The sequence below is a fragment of the Streptococcus hillyeri genome, from assembly GCF_003686955.1.
In the GTDB taxonomy this organism is placed as follows: domain Bacteria; phylum Bacillota; class Bacilli; order Lactobacillales; family Streptococcaceae; genus Streptococcus; species Streptococcus hillyeri.
This window is the reverse complement of record NZ_RCVM01000008.1, coordinates 1-16,067: the sequence shown is the minus strand read 5'-3', so window position 1 is coordinate 16,067 and position 16,067 is coordinate 1. Positions and strand designations below refer to the sequence as shown.

The 16,067-nt window shown below is 37.0% G+C and carries 21 protein-coding genes; 15 read left to right on the top strand and 6 right to left on the bottom strand.

Annotated elements, in window-relative coordinates:
- Positions 1-274: 274 nt before the first annotated feature.
- The 5 genes from EAF07_RS05080 to EAF07_RS05060 all read left to right on the top strand — a co-directional run bounded on the left by EAF07_RS05080 (position 275) and on the right by EAF07_RS05060 (position 4,237).
- Positions 275-448, top strand: a complete 174-nt coding sequence (locus EAF07_RS05080) for a sporulation protein Cse60 (protein WP_121835299.1) — start codon at positions 275-277, stop codon at positions 446-448.
- A gap of 20 nt (positions 449-468) precedes the next feature.
- The gene (locus tag EAF07_RS05075; protein WP_121835297.1) at positions 469-909 is read left to right on the top strand and encodes a hypothetical protein; all 441 of its coding nucleotides are present in this window, start codon (positions 469-471) and stop codon (positions 907-909) included.
- A 74-nt stretch (positions 910-983) separates the two neighbouring features.
- Positions 984-1,475: a hypothetical protein gene (locus tag EAF07_RS10760; RefSeq protein ID WP_121835295.1), complete on the top strand. Its 492-nt coding sequence runs from the start codon at positions 984-986 to the stop codon at positions 1,473-1,475.
- A 558-nt stretch (positions 1,476-2,033) separates the two neighbouring features.
- The gene (locus tag EAF07_RS05065; RefSeq protein ID WP_121835293.1) at positions 2,034-2,444 is read left to right on the top strand and encodes a hypothetical protein; all 411 of its coding nucleotides are present in this window, start codon (positions 2,034-2,036) and stop codon (positions 2,442-2,444) included.
- A gap of 779 nt (positions 2,445-3,223) precedes the next feature.
- Positions 3,224-4,237, top strand: coding sequence for a glycosyltransferase family 2 protein (locus EAF07_RS05060; protein ID WP_121835291.1), 1,014 nt, complete (start codon positions 3,224-3,226; stop codon positions 4,235-4,237).
- A 306-nt stretch (positions 4,238-4,543) separates the two neighbouring features.
- Here EAF07_RS05060 and EAF07_RS05055 read toward each other — a convergent pair whose 3' ends face one another.
- Genes EAF07_RS05055 through EAF07_RS05045 form a run of 3 tightly spaced genes read right to left on the bottom strand, consistent with a single transcriptional unit; the run spans position 4,544 to position 6,633 of the window.
- Positions 4,544-5,659 carry a DUF4097 family beta strand repeat-containing protein gene (locus EAF07_RS05055; RefSeq protein ID WP_121835289.1) on the bottom strand — a complete coding sequence of 372 codons (1,116 nt, stop codon included), beginning with the start codon at positions 5,657-5,659 and terminating at the stop codon, positions 4,544-4,546.
- A complete protein-coding gene (locus EAF07_RS05050; RefSeq protein WP_121835287.1) occupies positions 5,649-6,320 on the bottom strand; it encodes a DUF1700 domain-containing protein in 672 nt (223 codons plus the stop codon). Before EAF07_RS05050 ends, EAF07_RS05055 begins: the two co-directional genes overlap by 11 nt.
- Positions 6,307-6,633, bottom strand: coding sequence for a PadR family transcriptional regulator (locus tag EAF07_RS05045; RefSeq protein ID WP_121835285.1), 327 nt, complete (start codon positions 6,631-6,633; stop codon positions 6,307-6,309). The genes EAF07_RS05050 and EAF07_RS05045 overlap by 14 nt, the downstream gene beginning before the upstream one ends.
- A gap of 150 nt (positions 6,634-6,783) precedes the next feature.
- Between EAF07_RS05045 and EAF07_RS05040 the strand changes: the two genes are divergently transcribed.
- The 10 genes from EAF07_RS05040 (at position 6,784) to EAF07_RS04995 (ending at position 15,196) form a co-directional block, all read left to right on the top strand.
- On the top strand, positions 6,784-7,389 hold the full coding sequence (locus tag EAF07_RS05040; protein ID WP_121835283.1) for an NUDIX hydrolase: 606 nt from the start codon (positions 6,784-6,786) through the stop codon (positions 7,387-7,389).
- Between the two features lie 188 nt (positions 7,390-7,577).
- The gene (locus EAF07_RS05035; protein ID WP_121835281.1) at positions 7,578-8,750 is read left to right on the top strand and encodes a LysM peptidoglycan-binding domain-containing protein; all 1,173 of its coding nucleotides are present in this window, start codon (positions 7,578-7,580) and stop codon (positions 8,748-8,750) included.
- A gap of 329 nt (positions 8,751-9,079) precedes the next feature.
- A complete protein-coding gene (locus EAF07_RS05030; protein WP_043983200.1) occupies positions 9,080-9,547 on the top strand; it encodes a hypothetical protein in 468 nt (155 codons plus the stop codon).
- Between the two features lie 153 nt (positions 9,548-9,700).
- On the top strand, positions 9,701-10,021 hold the full coding sequence (locus EAF07_RS05025; RefSeq protein WP_121835279.1) for a hypothetical protein: 321 nt from the start codon (positions 9,701-9,703) through the stop codon (positions 10,019-10,021).
- Between the two features lie 55 nt (positions 10,022-10,076).
- Complete coding sequence (locus tag EAF07_RS05020) at positions 10,077-10,328, top strand: hypothetical protein (protein ID WP_111713045.1); 252 nt, start codon at positions 10,077-10,079, stop codon at positions 10,326-10,328.
- 229 nt (positions 10,329-10,557) lie between these two features.
- Positions 10,558-11,655, top strand: coding sequence for an FtsK/SpoIIIE domain-containing protein (locus tag EAF07_RS05015; protein ID WP_425452092.1), 1,098 nt, complete (start codon positions 10,558-10,560; stop codon positions 11,653-11,655).
- 278 nt (positions 11,656-11,933) lie between these two features.
- Positions 11,934-12,353 (top strand): hypothetical protein, encoded by a 420-nt coding sequence (locus EAF07_RS05010; RefSeq protein WP_041785189.1) that lies wholly within the window; start codon positions 11,934-11,936, stop codon positions 12,351-12,353.
- 4 nt (positions 12,354-12,357) lie between these two features.
- The gene (locus EAF07_RS05005) at positions 12,358-13,374 is read left to right on the top strand and encodes a replication initiation factor domain-containing protein (RefSeq protein ID WP_121835276.1); all 1,017 of its coding nucleotides are present in this window, start codon (positions 12,358-12,360) and stop codon (positions 13,372-13,374) included.
- Between the two features lie 61 nt (positions 13,375-13,435).
- On the top strand, positions 13,436-13,684 hold the full coding sequence (locus EAF07_RS05000; RefSeq protein ID WP_017647554.1) for a hypothetical protein: 249 nt from the start codon (positions 13,436-13,438) through the stop codon (positions 13,682-13,684).
- Between the two features lie 15 nt (positions 13,685-13,699).
- Positions 13,700-15,196: a tyrosine-type recombinase/integrase gene (locus tag EAF07_RS04995; protein ID WP_121835274.1), complete on the top strand. Its 1,497-nt coding sequence runs from the start codon at positions 13,700-13,702 to the stop codon at positions 15,194-15,196.
- Between the two features lie 92 nt (positions 15,197-15,288).
- Here EAF07_RS04995 and rpmG read toward each other — a convergent pair whose 3' ends face one another.
- The 3 genes from rpmG to EAF07_RS04980 all read right to left on the bottom strand — a co-directional run.
- A complete protein-coding gene (rpmG, locus tag EAF07_RS04990) occupies positions 15,289-15,438 on the bottom strand; it encodes a 50S ribosomal protein L33 (RefSeq protein ID WP_002262412.1) in 150 nt (49 codons plus the stop codon).
- Between the two features lie 15 nt (positions 15,439-15,453).
- Positions 15,454-15,636, bottom strand: a complete 183-nt coding sequence (gene rpmF / locus EAF07_RS04985; protein ID WP_000290414.1) for a 50S ribosomal protein L32 — start codon at positions 15,634-15,636, stop codon at positions 15,454-15,456.
- A 144-nt stretch (positions 15,637-15,780) separates the two neighbouring features.
- Positions 15,781-16,067, bottom strand: a 287-nt coding sequence (locus EAF07_RS04980; protein WP_121835272.1) for an IS30 family transposase, incomplete at its 5' end; no start/stop codon positions are given.

Below are 16,067 nucleotides of genomic sequence, written 5' to 3'. Positions count from 1 at the left end.
GCCCTTCTTGTTACCTTGTTTAGAAAGAAGGTAACGCACCTAGACCCTTGATATATATAGCTTTATAGCTGTTATGTTGACCTTGTTACCTTCTTTTTAACTCTCTATATAGGAAAAAAGCAGTATTTATATATATAAGGGTAAGGAGTTAGAAAGAAGGTCAACATGGTAACAAAGCGGTTTAACCCCTTGTGGCAGTAAGGCGGAGCCATGTTACCTAGAAGGTAACAAAAACACTAAAGAAGGTAACAAATTGAAGAAAAGGAGCTAAAAAATGAAAATCAAGCTATTTTATCAGAAACATAAGCAAAGCCTGGAGGAGTTTGAAAACCAGGTAAACAACTTTATGGCAGACGTTGAAGTTGTTGACGTGAAATATACAGAGGCAACTAGTGGCGACTATGAAAACTTGGATACACTCACAGGACTATTGGTCCTATATAAATAACAGTACAGGAGATAAACGACATGGCAAACAATGATTATTTAGAACAAGCAGAAAAAGACCGATTAGAACTTGAACAACATCGATTGGATTATATGGCTGATGATACACCCGTAGAAGCTGGTGATATTCCCAAGTTACTGGTGATAGCTAAAAAGTTACAAGAAGAAGATACCAGTCTGAACATTTATGAACTGTATAAGCACCCAGAAGCGCGTGCAAAGCTATTCTCACAGGTATCTGAAGCTTGTTATATGACTTTAAATGTAACACCAACACAAGCTCATAGATTAGCATTTTGCGACTATCTAGAACAACAATACGAAAAAATTCTAAAGAAAGTTATTGCTAGTACAGATAAACAGGCATTAGGAGAATTACTAGACCTGTTAGAATTACCAGCAGATACTGAAAAACAGTTTATCCGAGATATGGCAGTCAGCGGGCTATTATCCAAAGAATAAAACAAAGAGGCACGCGCCTCTTTTCGTTGTTTATCCAATAGATTTGGGTTTTTACAGTATAGGGATATTTTTGAATGGAAGTATTGTATATAGAGACATTTACCAGAGCTATGAAAAAGAAAGGGATAACCCAAGGTAAGGCTGAATTAGATGACTACCCCTTGACCATTGACCTAGATAACCTTTTTATTGTTATAGGTCGAGATAGTTTTGAATTGGCCAAAATACCAGGTACAAAAGGAGGGTATAGGTATTTCTTTCTTTGCCCTTATTGTGGTAGACGTTGCAGGAAACTCTACAAACGGTATTTATACTTTGGTTGTGGAACATGTCAGCAGATCCATAAGCAAACACTAAACCGCAGCAAGACAGATTGTCAGTATTATTGGGGGCTTGCTATCCGTGAAGCTAGGAAGATAGAGCCTAGTTATTGGCCAGAAAAAGGGTACGTTGATTATGACCAGTTTCCTAGTAGACCTAAAAGAATGAGGTCTAACACGTATTGGAGGCATTATAATAGGTTTTGTAAATACATAACTAAAGGCATTAAGTTATGGTTAAAATAACTGTTTTCCCAAACAAATAAACCGTCAAAACGTTCCAAAATTTGGTTAGATTTAGGCTAGGTAATACCAGTTTTTTAGGGAAGTTTAGGCGAGGTAGCGGGGGGATTTTTGAAGTACTTTTAGGTTTTACAAAACGAACAAATCCGCTCCGGTGGAACAAACGACAATGGAAAAAGCCTTGATATTATGGAGCTTGTGGGTGTTTTGTTGTTGTACTCTTTAGACTTTTAGTGTGTAAAAATATAGAACGTTTTAGGATTTTACGAAACGACGAATAGCCCGGGAAAACTATAAGGTAACCATAAGGTGGTCAAGTTTTGTACCCTAAGATTACCCTAAGTCGGACAACCTAAGAAGTACAAGGTTAGTACAAGGTGAGGATAAGAAACGATTATAAGATATGAGCTGAAAAAACGGTAAGGTTACGGTAAGGTATGAGGGGAGGCAGTACGTTATGGAACTCCGAGAGAACGCCGAGAAATGACAAAAAAGACAGCGTGCGCCGTCTCCTTGGTAAATATAATCAGTGCCTATATTTTACCATAAAGGAGAGGCGAGATGGAGAAAAGACAGCTAAAAGAATTGGCTAGGCGTAAACTAAGCGAGTTCCACAAGTGGCGGAACGTTGCAGGGTTTCATTATAGCTTGATAAGCGTAAGTGATGTGTGGACGGTTGAACTGTTTGACTTTAAGCCAGAAGAATTTGAGATGATGCGCCATGATTGGCAACGTGAAGCACCTTACGAAGTCAACGAGATTATAAAGGCTATTAATGCTATTGAGATACCACGCAGGAGGGCGACATTAGTCTTGAGTTATCTCATGCCCCAAAGACTAGGCACAAAAGAGCAAAAGAGTATTTTAAGCGTGGCCAGTAGTACATACCACAGAGACAAAGAGCTAGCCTTATTGGATTTTGCAAAACTATATAGAAACGGAGTAATCAAAACATTCACAGAGCAAGATTAAGGCACATTTTAGCGCGTGCTAACATGGTATAATAGATCTATCAGCAATCCCAAGACAATCAAAAAAAGCGTAGCTGATGACTACGCTAGTTCTTGCCTGCTGAACTCATAACTTAGGGCTACTGAAAGGCCCTTTTTTTGCTCCCCTTTTGGCGAACTTTGGGGGAGTATTTAACACTGTCTAATTATAAGTTATTTGGTTAGAAAGCCTATCATATTAGGGGTTAGGGAGTGTAAAGAACGTGTAAAGCTAAGTAATCTTAACTGTACAACAAAATGCTTTAATTTTAAGATTAGTATTTTTAAAGTCAGCTCTAAGGCTGGCTTTTTATAATGTTATCAGAATTATACAATCGAATGAATTAGCATTAAAATAAGGAGCTGAGACGCAGACAACTCAAAAAGTATAGCAAATCGAAATCGACGATGTAGTAAAGTTAATTCAAATGATTATAGTTCTTAGTTTGATGGTAGATAAATTGGTGATTAACAGGGTAAGACAATACTATCCCTGTTTGTCTTAATTATATCAGGCGAATTGGTAAAATTTTCTGTATGACATTATTAAAAAAACATTAGATGTGCTATTTAGAAGCAGGTATCAAGTAGCGAAAAATAGCTAAATATGATAAGATAAAAAGCGTATGTTTAACCTTTTAAGGCTCTTTGAAATTTAGGATGATATGCTGGTGGACGTCTTTTCTGAAAAGTGTGTTTTTTGGCTTGCTAGGTATCTTTTGATGTTCATTGAGTATAATAAGGGTTACAAAGGAGTATCGTATGACGTTGTTAACTATTGCTATTCCATCTTATAATGCAAGTGAGTATTTACACTATTGTGTAAATTCCTTGGTTATTGGGGGCAATCAAGTTGAAATTTTGATTATTAATGATGGTTCAAGTGATGAAACTGCTACTGTGGGGACTAGGCTTGAGGCGCAATTTTCTAATGTTCGTTTGGTTAATCAGGAAAATAAAGGGCATGGCGGAGCCGTTAATACGGGGCTTCGTGAAGCAAAAGGTCAGTATTTTAAAGTTGTTGATAGTGACGACTGGGTTGATAGCAGGGCCTATCTCAAGATTTTAGAGACTCTTAATCATTTGAATGAAGAACAGACACCTGTAGACGCTTTTGTTTCTAATTTTGTTTATGAAAAAGAGGGGCTTTCTCGTAAAAAAAGCATGCGCTATGATGGTATCTTACCAGAAGGACGTGTTTTTGGATGGGATGAGGTTGGCGATTTTTCAAAAGGTCAATACATGATGATGCACTCTCTCATTTATCGAACAGAACTCTTGCGTGAGGTCAATTTTGAACTACCAGAACATACCTTTTATGTGGATAATTTGTTTGTCTTTACACCGCTACAGGCAGTGAAAAACATGTATTATCTGCCAGTTGATTTTTACCGTTACTTTATTGGTCGTGAAGACCAATCTGTCAATGAAAAGGTCATGATTAAACGGATTGATCAGCAACTTAAGGTTAATAAGCTCTTGGTTGATCAGTTTGATGATGAGAAGATTGATCATCCGAAGCTAAGAACTTATTTGCTCAATCATTTAGAAATTACGACGGTGATTTCATCGGCTCTTCTTAACCGAGCTGGAAAACCTGAGCATTTAGCTAAAAAACAAGAACTCTGGGCTTACATCAAAGAAACGAATCCAAAACTCTATCGTGAAATCCGTAATGGTCTTCTTGGACAGTTAGTAAAACCGTCTGTGTTTCCAAGTCGTAAGGTGGCTAATGGAGTTTACCGTGTTGTCAGACGTATCTATGGTTTTAATTGATAGAGAAAATGAGTAACAAGAAGCCAAAATATCGATGTTTTGGCTTCTCATTGTTTTTGTTTTCTAAGCTTTGGTTGAAAGACTGTTCTAGGTGGATACTTGAAAATGAAGAAGTGTCTAATTGTATAGTGAATTGAATAAAGGTTAGGACATCGTTAAGTAGCTTTGACGAACGCTAAGTTCTATCAGTAGCTCCTTGCCTTGTCCTATTCCTTTCTCAATCCACTATAAATCTCCAATCAACCACTTCGTCAAAAGATTGATAAAATAGGAAGGCTGGGCAAATTTGCCCAGCCTCTCTTTTTGCTATTGAATGGAAATGTAGCCACCTTTACTCTTAATAATCAAATCTGCTTTAGCTTTATCTATTTTTTTCTGATAGCTACTGTCAGTATTGGTATTCTTTATCATCTTGTTGTCAATACTAATCGTGCCATGGCTTGCAAAGAAATCCATAGACGTTGATTTTAGGCTTTCTGAGGTTAATTGGAAATCAGTTGATAGGAAAGTGCCTGAGAGATTGATGTTACCAATTAAGTTGACATTGCGTCCTGTTAACTCACCTGCCCCCGTATAAGTAACATTTTCTAGTGTTCCACTATTGATATCAAGATGTCCATAAAGAGCGTTGCCGTACTGATCATACCAATAGTCACTTCCAAATTCGTCTTGCTCTTCTGTTTCTGGGTCGTCAACCTGTGTTGCTTTGAAGGTAACATTTTTGAAGTGAGAGTTTTCTAAAGATAGACTGGCGTGGAAGTTGTCAAAAGTGCTATTTTCAACGGTGCTGTTATCAAAGGATAAATGATTAATATCAGTATCAAAAGTGACATTGCTGAGGCGACTGTTATCAATTTGAGAACTGTAAGCACTTATTGTCCCATTGTTAATTGTCACATTGTCAAGATAGCTTATGCCACGTGCATTGATATTCTTAATTTTTAAATCGATTAACTGTGAATGATGAAAATTGAATTGACCATTTAAGTTTTCGAGAACTAGGTTTTTAGGAACAGTGATAATGGTTTCATTGTAATCTTCATTACCAGTACGTTCATTGAGAAGATAGCCCCCGGTCTCCATAAAGCCAGTGACAAAGGAACCACGTTCGGTTTGGTTGATAATAAGGGTCTCTTTATCTTGTTGAAGTGAGGTCTTTGGTCTAAATTTTTTATGTGCGTAGTAAGTTACAGTGACTTTATCAACATCACCAGATTTGACAGTGACATTGTAAAAACTATTGATGTCTAAATTTTTCACCTTATCAAACGTTTTGACTTCTTTGGTTGCCTTGGTGTTGTTTTTGATTCCTTCGATACCGCCTGTAGCTGCTCCGAAGGCTAGGAGAGAAAGTCCGACAACGACACTTCCTAGGCCAAAGAAAAGTAAGTATTTCCATTTGGTATTTGATTTAGTATTCATGAGATTTCCTCCATTTGCGCTTGTTCCAGAGGTTTTTAAGTGAGTTGCTCAGCCATTTTCCAAAAGCCATAAGACCTCTGCCGTAGAGTTTTGTTAAATAGAGGCTGAGTAGGAAAATGAGGACGCCGCCACCGATTGCTGCAAAGAATCCACCGAAGCCCATGGTCATGGCTGGCCAAGAGCTATTAAAGATAGTTAGGCTTTCTCCGAGTGTCACAAAGGCGATGATAATGGCTGCTACAGAGAGAAGGAAACCTGTTAGTAAGAGGCAGGCGATCAAGATAATCATGGCAATCACAAATCCAGCTAGTCCAATGAGTAAGGCTATGGCTGCTAAGAGAAGCCCTAGAAGAACACCAGCTACAAGAAATAATACAGGTGATGCCATCAGGATTAGACCAACCAAAAGAGCAATTTCTTTACCACTACGTGGGCGCTTGAAGAATTTATTGGATTGGAAGTCTTCTTTGCCGATAACATTTGCTAGGATATCGCTGGCTGCTTCTTGTGGTGTGCCTAATTCAGCTATAAGGTCGGCTTCGTTTTCTGGACCAGCTTCGTCAAAGTATTCGGTGAAGTAATCCATGGCTTCTTGAAAATCTTTTTTGGGGAGCTGCCGTAATTCTTTTTCTAGCTCCGCTAGGTACTCAGTCCTTGTCATGTCTTAATCTCCCTTCGATAATATCGTTGACTGCTGTGGTGTAGCTCAGCCATTCTCCTTTTAGAAAAGACACTTGAGCTCGCCCTAAATCGGTAATGGCATAGTATTTGCGTTTACGTCCTTGGTGCTCCTGGGTATAGGTCGTGACAAAGTGTGCACTTTCTAGTTTTTTGAGGATCGGATAGAGCGTGGACTCTTTTATGTTTGCGATGAGTTTGACGGTTTGGCTAATCTCGTATCCATAGGAATCTTCCTTTTCGACGATGGCCAAAATGAGAAACTCAATCAGAATAGCTGAAGTTGGAAAATACATAAGGCCCCTCCTTCTGATATGTGATTTCTTTATATATAAAATATATACCTATAAAGAAAAAAAGTCAATGATTTATGTGTAAAAATTTTATATAATTTTGAACAAGTTATTTTTCTGACATTTGCGACTAAAACTTTTATAATAAAAGACATGATGGATAAGATAAAAGAAAAGTTAGAAGGCTATACGGCAAAGCCTCTTGGTGTGACTAAACACTATGCAGTGCTACTTCCTTTGATTTGGGAAAATGACGAGTGGCAGGTATTGTATCAAATTAGGAGTCATACTATTTCTCAGCCGGGTGAGGTAGCTTTTCCAGGTGGGCGCGTGGAGGCTGGTGAAGCCTTTTCTCAGGCTGCGATTCGTGAAACGATTGAAGAACTTAATTTGTCTGCTGATGTGATTGAGCTTGTTGGCGAAATTGATTATTTTGTTTATCAAGATAGGGAGATTCATTGTTTTGTAGGGCAACTAATGATTGAAAATTGGCGTGACATCACGCCTAATAATGAAGTTGACAGACTGTTTACCATTCCTTTGCGCCAGCTTTTGGAAACAACCCCTACTTATTACAAATTGAAAGCAGATTTTCGTAAGGATTCTGATTTTCCTTTTGAGCGAATCAATCAGGGGGAAAATTATCGTTTTGGTCATCAAAATCGTAAGATTCCCTTTTATGAAAATGTGGGCGAAAACCTTTGGGGAATGACGGCACAGTTTACCCATCGCTTTGTGGAAATTTTACAAGGTAAGTAATAGTTATGGGCAGTTATGCTATGAGAGGTAGGTCGGAATGGCTGTGCTGATTTTTACAAAAAAAGTCAGAGTGTTACAATTTTGAGACAGCAAGATTAAATGTCAAAAATGGGAGACTATTTTAAACTTTTCATGCTTGCTTTATGATATGATGAGTATAGTTATTAAATGAAAAAGGAAATATTCACATGAAATTAACTAAAAAAACGTTGGTTGCTTCGACGACAGTAGCTACTCTTTTTGCAGTATCTGGTATGGAAGTGAGTGCTCAAGAAAACTCAACGCTTAATTGGACGCCACGTACAATTGCTGAAATTCAAGCTGATGCAGCAAAAACAAGCAATAGTAAGACTTATACGATTAAATTCGGTGACACGCTCAGCACAATTGCAGCTGCAACGGATGTCGACATGTATATTTTGGCTCAAATCAATCAGATCTCTAATCTGGATTTGATTTTTCCAGATACTGTCTTGAAACTTAGCTATGATGCTAATAATCAATTAACAGCTGTTGAAGTGACACCACCAGTATCTACTGGGTCTGTATCAGAAGTAGTTGATGAAATCCCAGTAACAGTGACTAATGAGACAGAAGTTACACCTAACACATCTGAGACTACTGCAGTAGCAACAGAGTCAGTTGTTACAGAAGAAACGACTGTTTCTGCTCCTCTAACAACAGAAGGAGAGACAAGTAGTGCTACTGAGGCCACTCCAGTTGTAGCGGAAGTCACAGAAGCGTCAATTACTGAAGAAGTGACTGTTAAACCAGAAGAACCCACTCAAGCTATTTCTGAAGCACCTGTTTCAGAGGAAACTGAGGTAGAACCGACTGCTCCAGCAGTAGAAGAAACAACAGAAGTTCCTATAGTGGAGACAACAACTGAAGCGACAACAATTTCGGCTGCGCCAGTTGTTGAGACTGTCACAGAAGCCGTTACAGCAGAAGAGACTTCAACTCCAACAACGTCACAAGCGCCAGCACCGTCTTCATCAGCCGTATCAAAACCAGAAAATGCTGGTTTGAAACCACATGTTGCTGCTTATAAAGAAGAAGTTGCAGGTCTTTATGGCATTACGTCATTTAGTTTATACCGTCCAGGTGATTCAGGAGATCACGGAAAAGGGCTTGCTGTTGACTTTATGGTTCCAGTAGGTTCTGACTTAGGTGATCAAGTCGCTCAATATGCCATTGATACGATGGGAGCTCGTAATATCTCATACATTATTTGGGAGCAAAAATTCTATTCACCATGGCCAAGTGTCTACGGACCTGCTTATACATGGAATCCAATGCCAGATCGTGGTGGCGTAACAGCTAATCACTATGATCACGTGCACGTATCATTTAATGAATAAAAATTAATCGAAAAAGTTCAAAATTTGTGATTTTGGACTTTTTTTAAATACGACATGCTGTCGTATTTAAAAAAAGCCTTTGAAACGTTGGTTTCATAGGCTTTTCTTATCTCAATTATTTTACCTCTGTAAAGAAAATGTTATTTTAATGAAGTATTATGATACTTAGAAAGCTTTATCTGACAGGCTTTATATCGGATAGAAAGCGAGTGATATATAGTGAATTATAGATTACTTGAAGTTTAATCAGTTATTTTTCAGTTATTTTGTTGACAAGCATCCCGATTCATGGTATAGTAGGTATACCAAGATACAAAAGGAGAAGGGATATGAGAATCTATAAAAGTGTTCGTTTAGCTTCTGTTACTTCTTTTTGGGTTGATGAATTAATCGAGTTTAAACAAAAACAGCTAGAGAAAGAGATAGCTCAAGGACTAATTGAAAAAGCAGAAAATAGTTTGTTGAGTGATTTTCCATTTTTAAATGGGGTTTCTAGGAATATTGCGTTTAAGGTTAGTTTTTCTAGTATTGTTGAAATGTGTTACAGAAATACTACTAGCTATGATAGTGAGGACTGGGATATGCTAGCACAAGAGATGGATAAGCTAAGCTTTAAAATAGATTCTGACGCTAGTACAACCCCTAAATTATATTTAGATGATGAAATTTGGAATGGATTAGAAAGCTATCAAAGAAAATTCATGGGGGAAAATAATAGACGAATTTTGAGGCTTTCTTATATTATAAAATTAGTCATTTTTGCTGGATATAAGCAGTATCAAAAAGAAATACTTTAAACCTTTTATTAGGTTTAATTTTATCCCGATATTGTATCCTAGTGTGACCACTAAGAATATATAAAGGAGATTCTATGATTAGAGCTTCACCAATACTTACCTCTTTAAAAATATTGACTATAACAACAAAATAGAAAATGGAGAAATATATATATGAAAACATTTAAAGAAATTTTCCTCAATGAAGGAATGGAAATGCCAAATATCAATGGGATTAAACGAGTACAAGGCTTTAATTCAGATAATTCAGTACCTTTTATATTAGATAATGACTCCCGAGAATTCCTAAAGAAAAATTTGCCATTTAGTGGTGTAATATATGAGGCAACCTTGAAGAAGTTAGCAGAAAACATCATTATTCTTAATCGTCAAAAACACCGTATTTCTGATGATTCTCGTATTAGAATAATGAATAGAGTAGTTTATCAAGGTTATAGGGAAACTTCTTTTTATACCTCTGTAATTGAAGCTTAGTGATGTTAGGGGGAGCTAACCCCTCCCCCTTTTGTTTTAAGAAAGGACAAATTTCATGAAAATCTACAAACTATTGTTTTATATAACTTATCCAGCGTTAGTCTTTTCTATTTACTTGCTATTAGATATGACAAGCGAATACGGAACTCCTTTAATAGAAACGGTTTTTGTTGCTGGGGGGTTCTTAGTTATCCCACTTTTGTTATGGTCGTTGGACATTATATCAGTTGAAAGCGTGAAGGAAGAGAGTGCTGATAATGAGAAGAATAATAAGGCGAGTGTTACGATGGAACAAACAGAGGCTTAGAACGGTTAAGCCAAACCTATACATTCCTATCATATATAGCAAAATAATTTCAAGATATTTTTATTGTGTTTTCGCAGTTTTAATTTTAGCTAGTGTCCTATTATTTCAAGAAAATATTATTAGTTCAATTGTTGGCATATTCTTTTTAGGGATGTTTTACCTTATATTCCGTTTTTGGAGGAAGTGTCAGCAGGCATACCTGAATGGAATCAACTATAATTTGCAATATATGATTGTCTCTAATAAATTTTATGAGAGTCAGGTTATCAATGGTATAGAACAAATCACTAATCATTTAGTTCTAAAATATAGGGAAACAGAACAGAATATAGAAATTTATGTTATGAAATATGGAGATAAATATAATGATTTAGCCTCTAAAATTGGCTCACTCTTATCTAGTTCTCTCTCTTTAGAGTTGGGAGAAATGGTAGAAACAGTAAATCAAGTAACCTATATTTTCCCTAAATTTGCTGAAAATAGGCTGACTTGGGAAGACACCCTCAAAACTACAAATTTGACAATCTCCGAGAAAGTAGGTTGGCAGTTTGGCTCTCCGCCTCACGCCCTTTTGGCTGGTTCGACCAAGTCGGGAAAAACGGTGATGCTAGAGAACCTTGTGGCTCAATACTTAACTTTAGGAGCTGAAATAAAATTGCTTGACCCCAAAAAAGGGGAGTTGTCTTGGCTAGTTGGTAAGAAATTAGAAGATAGATTAGGTTATAAGGTAGTTTATAATTCTCCTTTTCAGATTGCAGCAGGTTTAAGAGAGGCAGTAGAAGAGATGAACACTCGCTTTCAAGTCATGGGAGATAATCCAGAAACTTATATTTCCAAAGGAAAAGTATTGTCGTGGGCAGAAGTTAATGGGAACTATCCACTTGTTATTGTGTTAGATGAGGGGATTGCTTTCAAAACAGAGGCAGAGACTACTAAAGAAGGCAAGCAAGCCTATCAAGAGGCTATGTCTAATCTTGGAAGTTTATTGGTTAAATCAAGGCAAGCTTCTATAGAGGTCATAGTTGGCTTACAGAGGGCTTCAAGTGACTTCATTCCGACGTATATGAGGCAAAATTTTGGTACGGCTCTCTTATTGGGTTCAACAACTGCTGATTCAGATTCTTGTCGCATGATGTTTTCTAGTCAAGATATTGACTACAAGACTTGTGGTATTGGGACAGGTTACATTCAAATAGACGGAGTGATTCCACAGCCTCGATATGTTGAAGTACCTTTCAAGTCTGATGAACTAGACTTTGAAGAATATTTTGATAAGGCTTGCGACCGCTACTGGAGTATTAGAAATAATGACGGTCTTTCGGACTAGCGAAATAGGGCCGATTGCCCTGGAGGGGCAGAATCGAGCGGAGCGTTCCTCTTTTCGCTAGGAGAAAGAGCCAACCGACTGCTTTGCAGGAGGTCAGAAAAATCCCCCCAGTACTAATAGGGGGTGCACACATACATGAAATGTACTCTAAACCCTTGATACGTAAGGGGTTACGGCTTGTTGGTTATACCGAAGTCATTGAAACCCTTGTGGGAGAAGGGATTGAGTCGCTTTTCGTGTAGGATACGACTTTTTGAATAGAAAATGGAGTAATTATTATGACTTACAATATGACAGATACTACCCTTAAGATTGGGCAACTTGATTTGGATATGACACAGTTTGAAGTGCCGAAAAATATTGTTATTCTATCTGCTAAAGTAAATAATAGGTATAACGAGGTTAATGGCGAGAAAATCAAAACTGAAGAAGTTACGAAAATCACTTGTACTGCCCTTGATGCCGATAAAGTGAAAGTTCTAACTGAAATGGGAATTTCTACTGATGACTTGAAAGCTATCAACCTAGAAATTGTAGGTAATGTAGATAAGGTTGCTATGCTCGCTCAAAATGAATCACTTTTGAATGTTCCGATTGAGTTGGTTAAGCCGAAAGTTCGTTTAGCTTGGAACATGGCACGAAGTAACTGGGCAGGTGTTAAATTAGTATGTGAGGACATTAAAATTCTAGGAGCATAACCCTATGAATACAGTCAGAATTGATTATTTTGCAGTAACCGTTAAAAATATTCCTCCAGAAAGTGTTTTAACTGATATTCTTTTAATTCCTTTAGAAGATTTCACATTAAATAATTGGGGAATAAACAAGTACCAGCGACATTATGCTTGTTCTGAGATTAAAGTGTACTTTAATGAGGATAGACCTTCAATGGGGGTTTTTGTCGAATTAAAAGGGCAAGGTTGTCGCCAATATGAAGAATTTTTGGACGGTAACGAAAATAATTGGATAGCTTTGATAGGTCGGTTGTATCAGTATTCGGTTAATTTTACTCGCTTAGATATTGCTCACGACATATTTGACGGTAGTTTAGATGTTCAGCGAGTATATGACTATTGCAAGAAAGGTTTATGTATCTCGAAAGCAAAGCATTTTGAGTATCATGAGAAATCTGTCTTAGAAAATGGAGAACGAGTTGGAGAGACGGTTGCTATAGGTTCCAGAGGCAATCAGCAATGGTGTATCTACAATAAACGTATGGAACAACTTAGCAAGCAAGAACTTGTAGAATATCTCTTTTGGATTCGTGCAGAACTTAGATGTTGGCAGGAAAAGGCGAATATTATTGCAGAGCAGTTATTTCTGAAACGCCCTTTATCGTCTATCTATTTTGAGGCTATCAATGGTCATTATCGTTTTGTTCGTCCTAATGCGACAGATAGAAACCGTTGGAGAAGGAAAAAGGTCAAGTGGTGGATAGATTATCTTAAGACCGAAAATCAGACAGTTTTGAGTGTTGAACGAACAAAACCAACCCTACGACAGTCTGAGGCTTGGACAGAGAAACAAGTTGCAAAGACATTAGCAAAAGTCTATATAGCAAAATATCAAGCCTATGATGTTCAAAAGGCAGAAAATTACATTCAGAGCCTACTAAAAGAGGGATTGTCTCGGCTAACTGATAATGACGAAAAAGATATAGCGCAATATATTCGAGAGCAGAAAAGTTCTCCCTTATGGGGACAAAAAAAGACGACTTGAAAAACAAGTCGCCTCTAAAAATTAACTAACTAGATTATAACAAAAGAAAGGAATGTCTTCAATGATAGAGATTAAAACGAGGTCAGATTATGATTTAACCAAAAATTGGTATCGAAAAAAGGAGTTCTTAGATGAACTCTGGAAGGGTATGAAATTACCGACTTTGGATCACTATATTCGTCAAATGAGGAATAGTCCCTATTCTTTTGGAATTTGTGGAACTCATGGGAATGTTTTTATCCATGCAGAAGTTTTCAAGGATTGGTTTGATTATAAAATTTTCCATGAAAACGAGGCAGTTATTGCTTAGCACAAGGAGGGGAAAATGAAAGTAGGTAAGACTACTCGAGTTTTAACGGTCTATCAATGGAAACCAGACCCTTCTAAGAAAGGTAATGTACTTGTTAAATTTGCAATGAGGTATACTCACCCCTTGATAACAAAAAGTCGCTATAAGTATCTTACAGGAGGGGAAAATAAAGGGTGGTATTCTACTAAGGCAACACCGACAGGAAAAGATAGCAAGGGTCAAGATAAGCTAGTTATCTCTGATATAAAGAATAGTCAGCTGATTACGAAAGTTTCAAAGTTATTGAATGCAATGATTGATGAAACTGTATTAGAGTTGACTGGAGAGAAACCGAAAGAAATCGAGCCTAGTAAGACTGTACTTCTAAAAGACATAGCTAGACCGTATGATGAAAATAAAGAATTATACGGTTTAGCATTTAAGTGGTGGGTCAATAGGGTTAAACCTGCAAAGAATACTTTGAATAGTAGAGTTAGTGTATATAATCAGCATATTTTTCCTAATTTCAATGAAAACATGAGTTTTAAGCAGTTTTGTATGGAGCAAGAAAAAATGCAAAGTATTATTGATAATGCTACAGAAGGAATTTCAAAAAATATTCACATTTATCTTAAGATGATATTTGATTGGGCGGTAGAGCATGGAGAATTGACAATTTCTCAACACCCTATTTTAAACAAGAAGGTCAAACGTAAGACCCTTACAAGTGCAGAGGAGCAGGCGAAACTTAGGGAAGATATAGCTGAAAAATATCTTGAAGTTGATGAGGCTAATCAAGTATTTGATATTATTGAAAAGTGGACAAAGAGACACAATAATGAACTAGTGGCGGATGTTTTAAGAATAATCTATTTGACAGGAATGAGACCAAGCGAAGCCCTTGGATTGAATGAAGATATATTAGATTTCAAGAATAAACTTATCAAAGTACATTGGCAACGAGCAAGTCACAACAAGAGTGATAAAGAAATGGTTGAACAAAGGTTGACCGATGAGAAGGAACGATATAGGGCTATTCTAAAGACCAAAGAGAGCGTTAGAACTATTCCAATGTCTCCTAAAGTGGAAGAGATTTTATTGAAGTATATTGAGAGAAATAGATTTCAAGCACGCTTTAACCCTACTTATAGGGATATGGGATATATCTTTACCAGAATTTATGTCAAGGGAAAGAATCAGCAGGGCAGTCCTTTGTACCAGTCAGAAATCTCAATGTTTCTGCGTGGTGGCTCTAGTCAGTCTGCAAAATATAACAAGAAGAGTGGAAAACCTTATGCAGATATTGATGATTTAGTAGATTTTGGGAGACCTATTCATATAGTGCCTCATATGTTCCGACATAGTTTTGTTTCAGTTATGGCAGATAAAAAAGTTAGTTTGAATGTTATCCGAGAATTTGTAGGACATTCCGAGGATAGTAAGGAGATAGAGAAAATTTATCTTCATGTAATGCAGAAAGGAAAACATAAGATTGAACAGGCTATGATAGATTTAGCAGAAATAATTATTTGATTTATTTTAATCAGTTAAAATTCAGTTATCTTGCTAAAATCAAAAGAAAAAAGCCTTTGAAACGTTGATTTCAAGGGCTTTTCTTATCTCAATTATTTTACCTCTGTAAAGATTACGTGTTTACGCAATTTTGGTGAGTATTTTTTCAATTGAAGACGGTCTGGAGTGTTACGTTTGTTTTTTGAAGTAAGGTACAAGCGTTCACCAGATTCTTTGTGTTCAAGTGTAATATTTACGCGCATGGTATCTCCCTTCTATTATTTAGCTTCGTTAGCTTTAGCGATTTTACGTCCTTTGTAGTATCCTTTAAGCGATACACGGTGTGAACGTGAGTAATCTCCAGTTGTTTCGTCAAATTGTACTGATGGAGCAGTCAATTTGTAGTGTGTACGACGTTTGTTTTTCTTCGCTTTTGAAGTGTGACGTGCAGGTACTGCCATTTTCTTTATTTTCCTTTCAAGTGTGTGTTTCGGCTTTCGCCAACTTTAACAGTATATCAAAAGATTTTTGTAAAGTAAAGTTACTTGACAGTTTTTTATGATAAATTTGCGATTTTTTGTAAAAAGCCAAATTTCAAGTTCAAGTTAGGCAGTCTGTAAAAACTCTATAGGAGATTTATAATTGAATAGTTTCTTTGGATAGTTGTTAATCCAGTTTTCAATAAATGCGACTTGTTGTTGAGTCGCATTTTTGCTTCCCTTAGGCAACCAACGCCGGATGAGTCTATTATGATTCTCATTAGTCCCACGCTCCCAAGAAGAATACGGGTGGGCATAGTAGATATGAGCAGGGTCAAAAACTTCTGCTAAACGACTGAACTCAGCCCCGTTATCAGCTGTGATAGAGTTCATTTGATAATCCTTGAGGATTG

Excerpts from the sequence above, each read along its gene's own strand:
- EAF07_RS05015 (WP_425452092.1), top strand. The coding sequence starts at position 10,558 with ATGATTGTCTCTAATAAATTTTATGAGAGTCAGGTTATCAATGGTATA.
- EAF07_RS05025 (WP_121835279.1), top strand. The coding sequence starts at position 9,701 with ATGAAAACATTTAAAGAAATTTTCCTCAATGAAGGAATGGAAATGCCA.
- EAF07_RS05010 (WP_041785189.1), top strand. The coding sequence starts at position 11,934 with ATGACTTACAATATGACAGATACTACCCTTAAGATTGGGCAACTTGAT.
- EAF07_RS10760 (WP_121835295.1), top strand. The coding sequence starts at position 984 with ATGGAAGTATTGTATATAGAGACATTTACCAGAGCTATGAAAAAGAAA.
- EAF07_RS05005 (WP_121835276.1), top strand. The coding sequence starts at position 12,358 with ATGAATACAGTCAGAATTGATTATTTTGCAGTAACCGTTAAAAATATT.
- EAF07_RS05035 (WP_121835281.1), top strand. The coding sequence starts at position 7,578 with ATGAAATTAACTAAAAAAACGTTGGTTGCTTCGACGACAGTAGCTACT.
- EAF07_RS05040 (WP_121835283.1), top strand. The coding sequence starts at position 6,784 with ATGATGGATAAGATAAAAGAAAAGTTAGAAGGCTATACGGCAAAGCCT.
- EAF07_RS05075 (WP_121835297.1), top strand. The coding sequence starts at position 469 with ATGGCAAACAATGATTATTTAGAACAAGCAGAAAAAGACCGATTAGAA.
- EAF07_RS05060 (WP_121835291.1), top strand. The coding sequence starts at position 3,224 with ATGACGTTGTTAACTATTGCTATTCCATCTTATAATGCAAGTGAGTAT.
- EAF07_RS05050 (WP_121835287.1), bottom strand. The coding sequence starts at position 6,320 with ATGACAAGGACTGAGTACCTAGCGGAGCTAGAAAAAGAATTACGGCAG.
- rpmF (WP_000290414.1), bottom strand. The coding sequence starts at position 15,636 with ATGGCAGTACCTGCACGTCACACTTCAAAAGCGAAGAAAAACAAACGT.
- EAF07_RS05000 (WP_017647554.1), top strand. The coding sequence starts at position 13,436 with ATGATAGAGATTAAAACGAGGTCAGATTATGATTTAACCAAAAATTGG.
- EAF07_RS05065 (WP_121835293.1), top strand. The coding sequence starts at position 2,034 with ATGGAGAAAAGACAGCTAAAAGAATTGGCTAGGCGTAAACTAAGCGAG.
- EAF07_RS05045 (WP_121835285.1), bottom strand. The coding sequence starts at position 6,633 with ATGTATTTTCCAACTTCAGCTATTCTGATTGAGTTTCTCATTTTGGCC.
- EAF07_RS05030 (WP_043983200.1), top strand. The coding sequence starts at position 9,080 with ATGAGAATCTATAAAAGTGTTCGTTTAGCTTCTGTTACTTCTTTTTGG.
- EAF07_RS04995 (WP_121835274.1), top strand. The coding sequence starts at position 13,700 with ATGAAAGTAGGTAAGACTACTCGAGTTTTAACGGTCTATCAATGGAAA.
- EAF07_RS05055 (WP_121835289.1), bottom strand. The coding sequence starts at position 5,659 with ATGAATACTAAATCAAATACCAAATGGAAATACTTACTTTTCTTTGGC.
- EAF07_RS05080 (WP_121835299.1), top strand. The coding sequence starts at position 275 with ATGAAAATCAAGCTATTTTATCAGAAACATAAGCAAAGCCTGGAGGAG.
- EAF07_RS05020 (WP_111713045.1), top strand. The coding sequence starts at position 10,077 with ATGAAAATCTACAAACTATTGTTTTATATAACTTATCCAGCGTTAGTC.
- rpmG (WP_002262412.1), bottom strand. The coding sequence starts at position 15,438 with ATGCGCGTAAATATTACACTTGAACACAAAGAATCTGGTGAACGCTTG.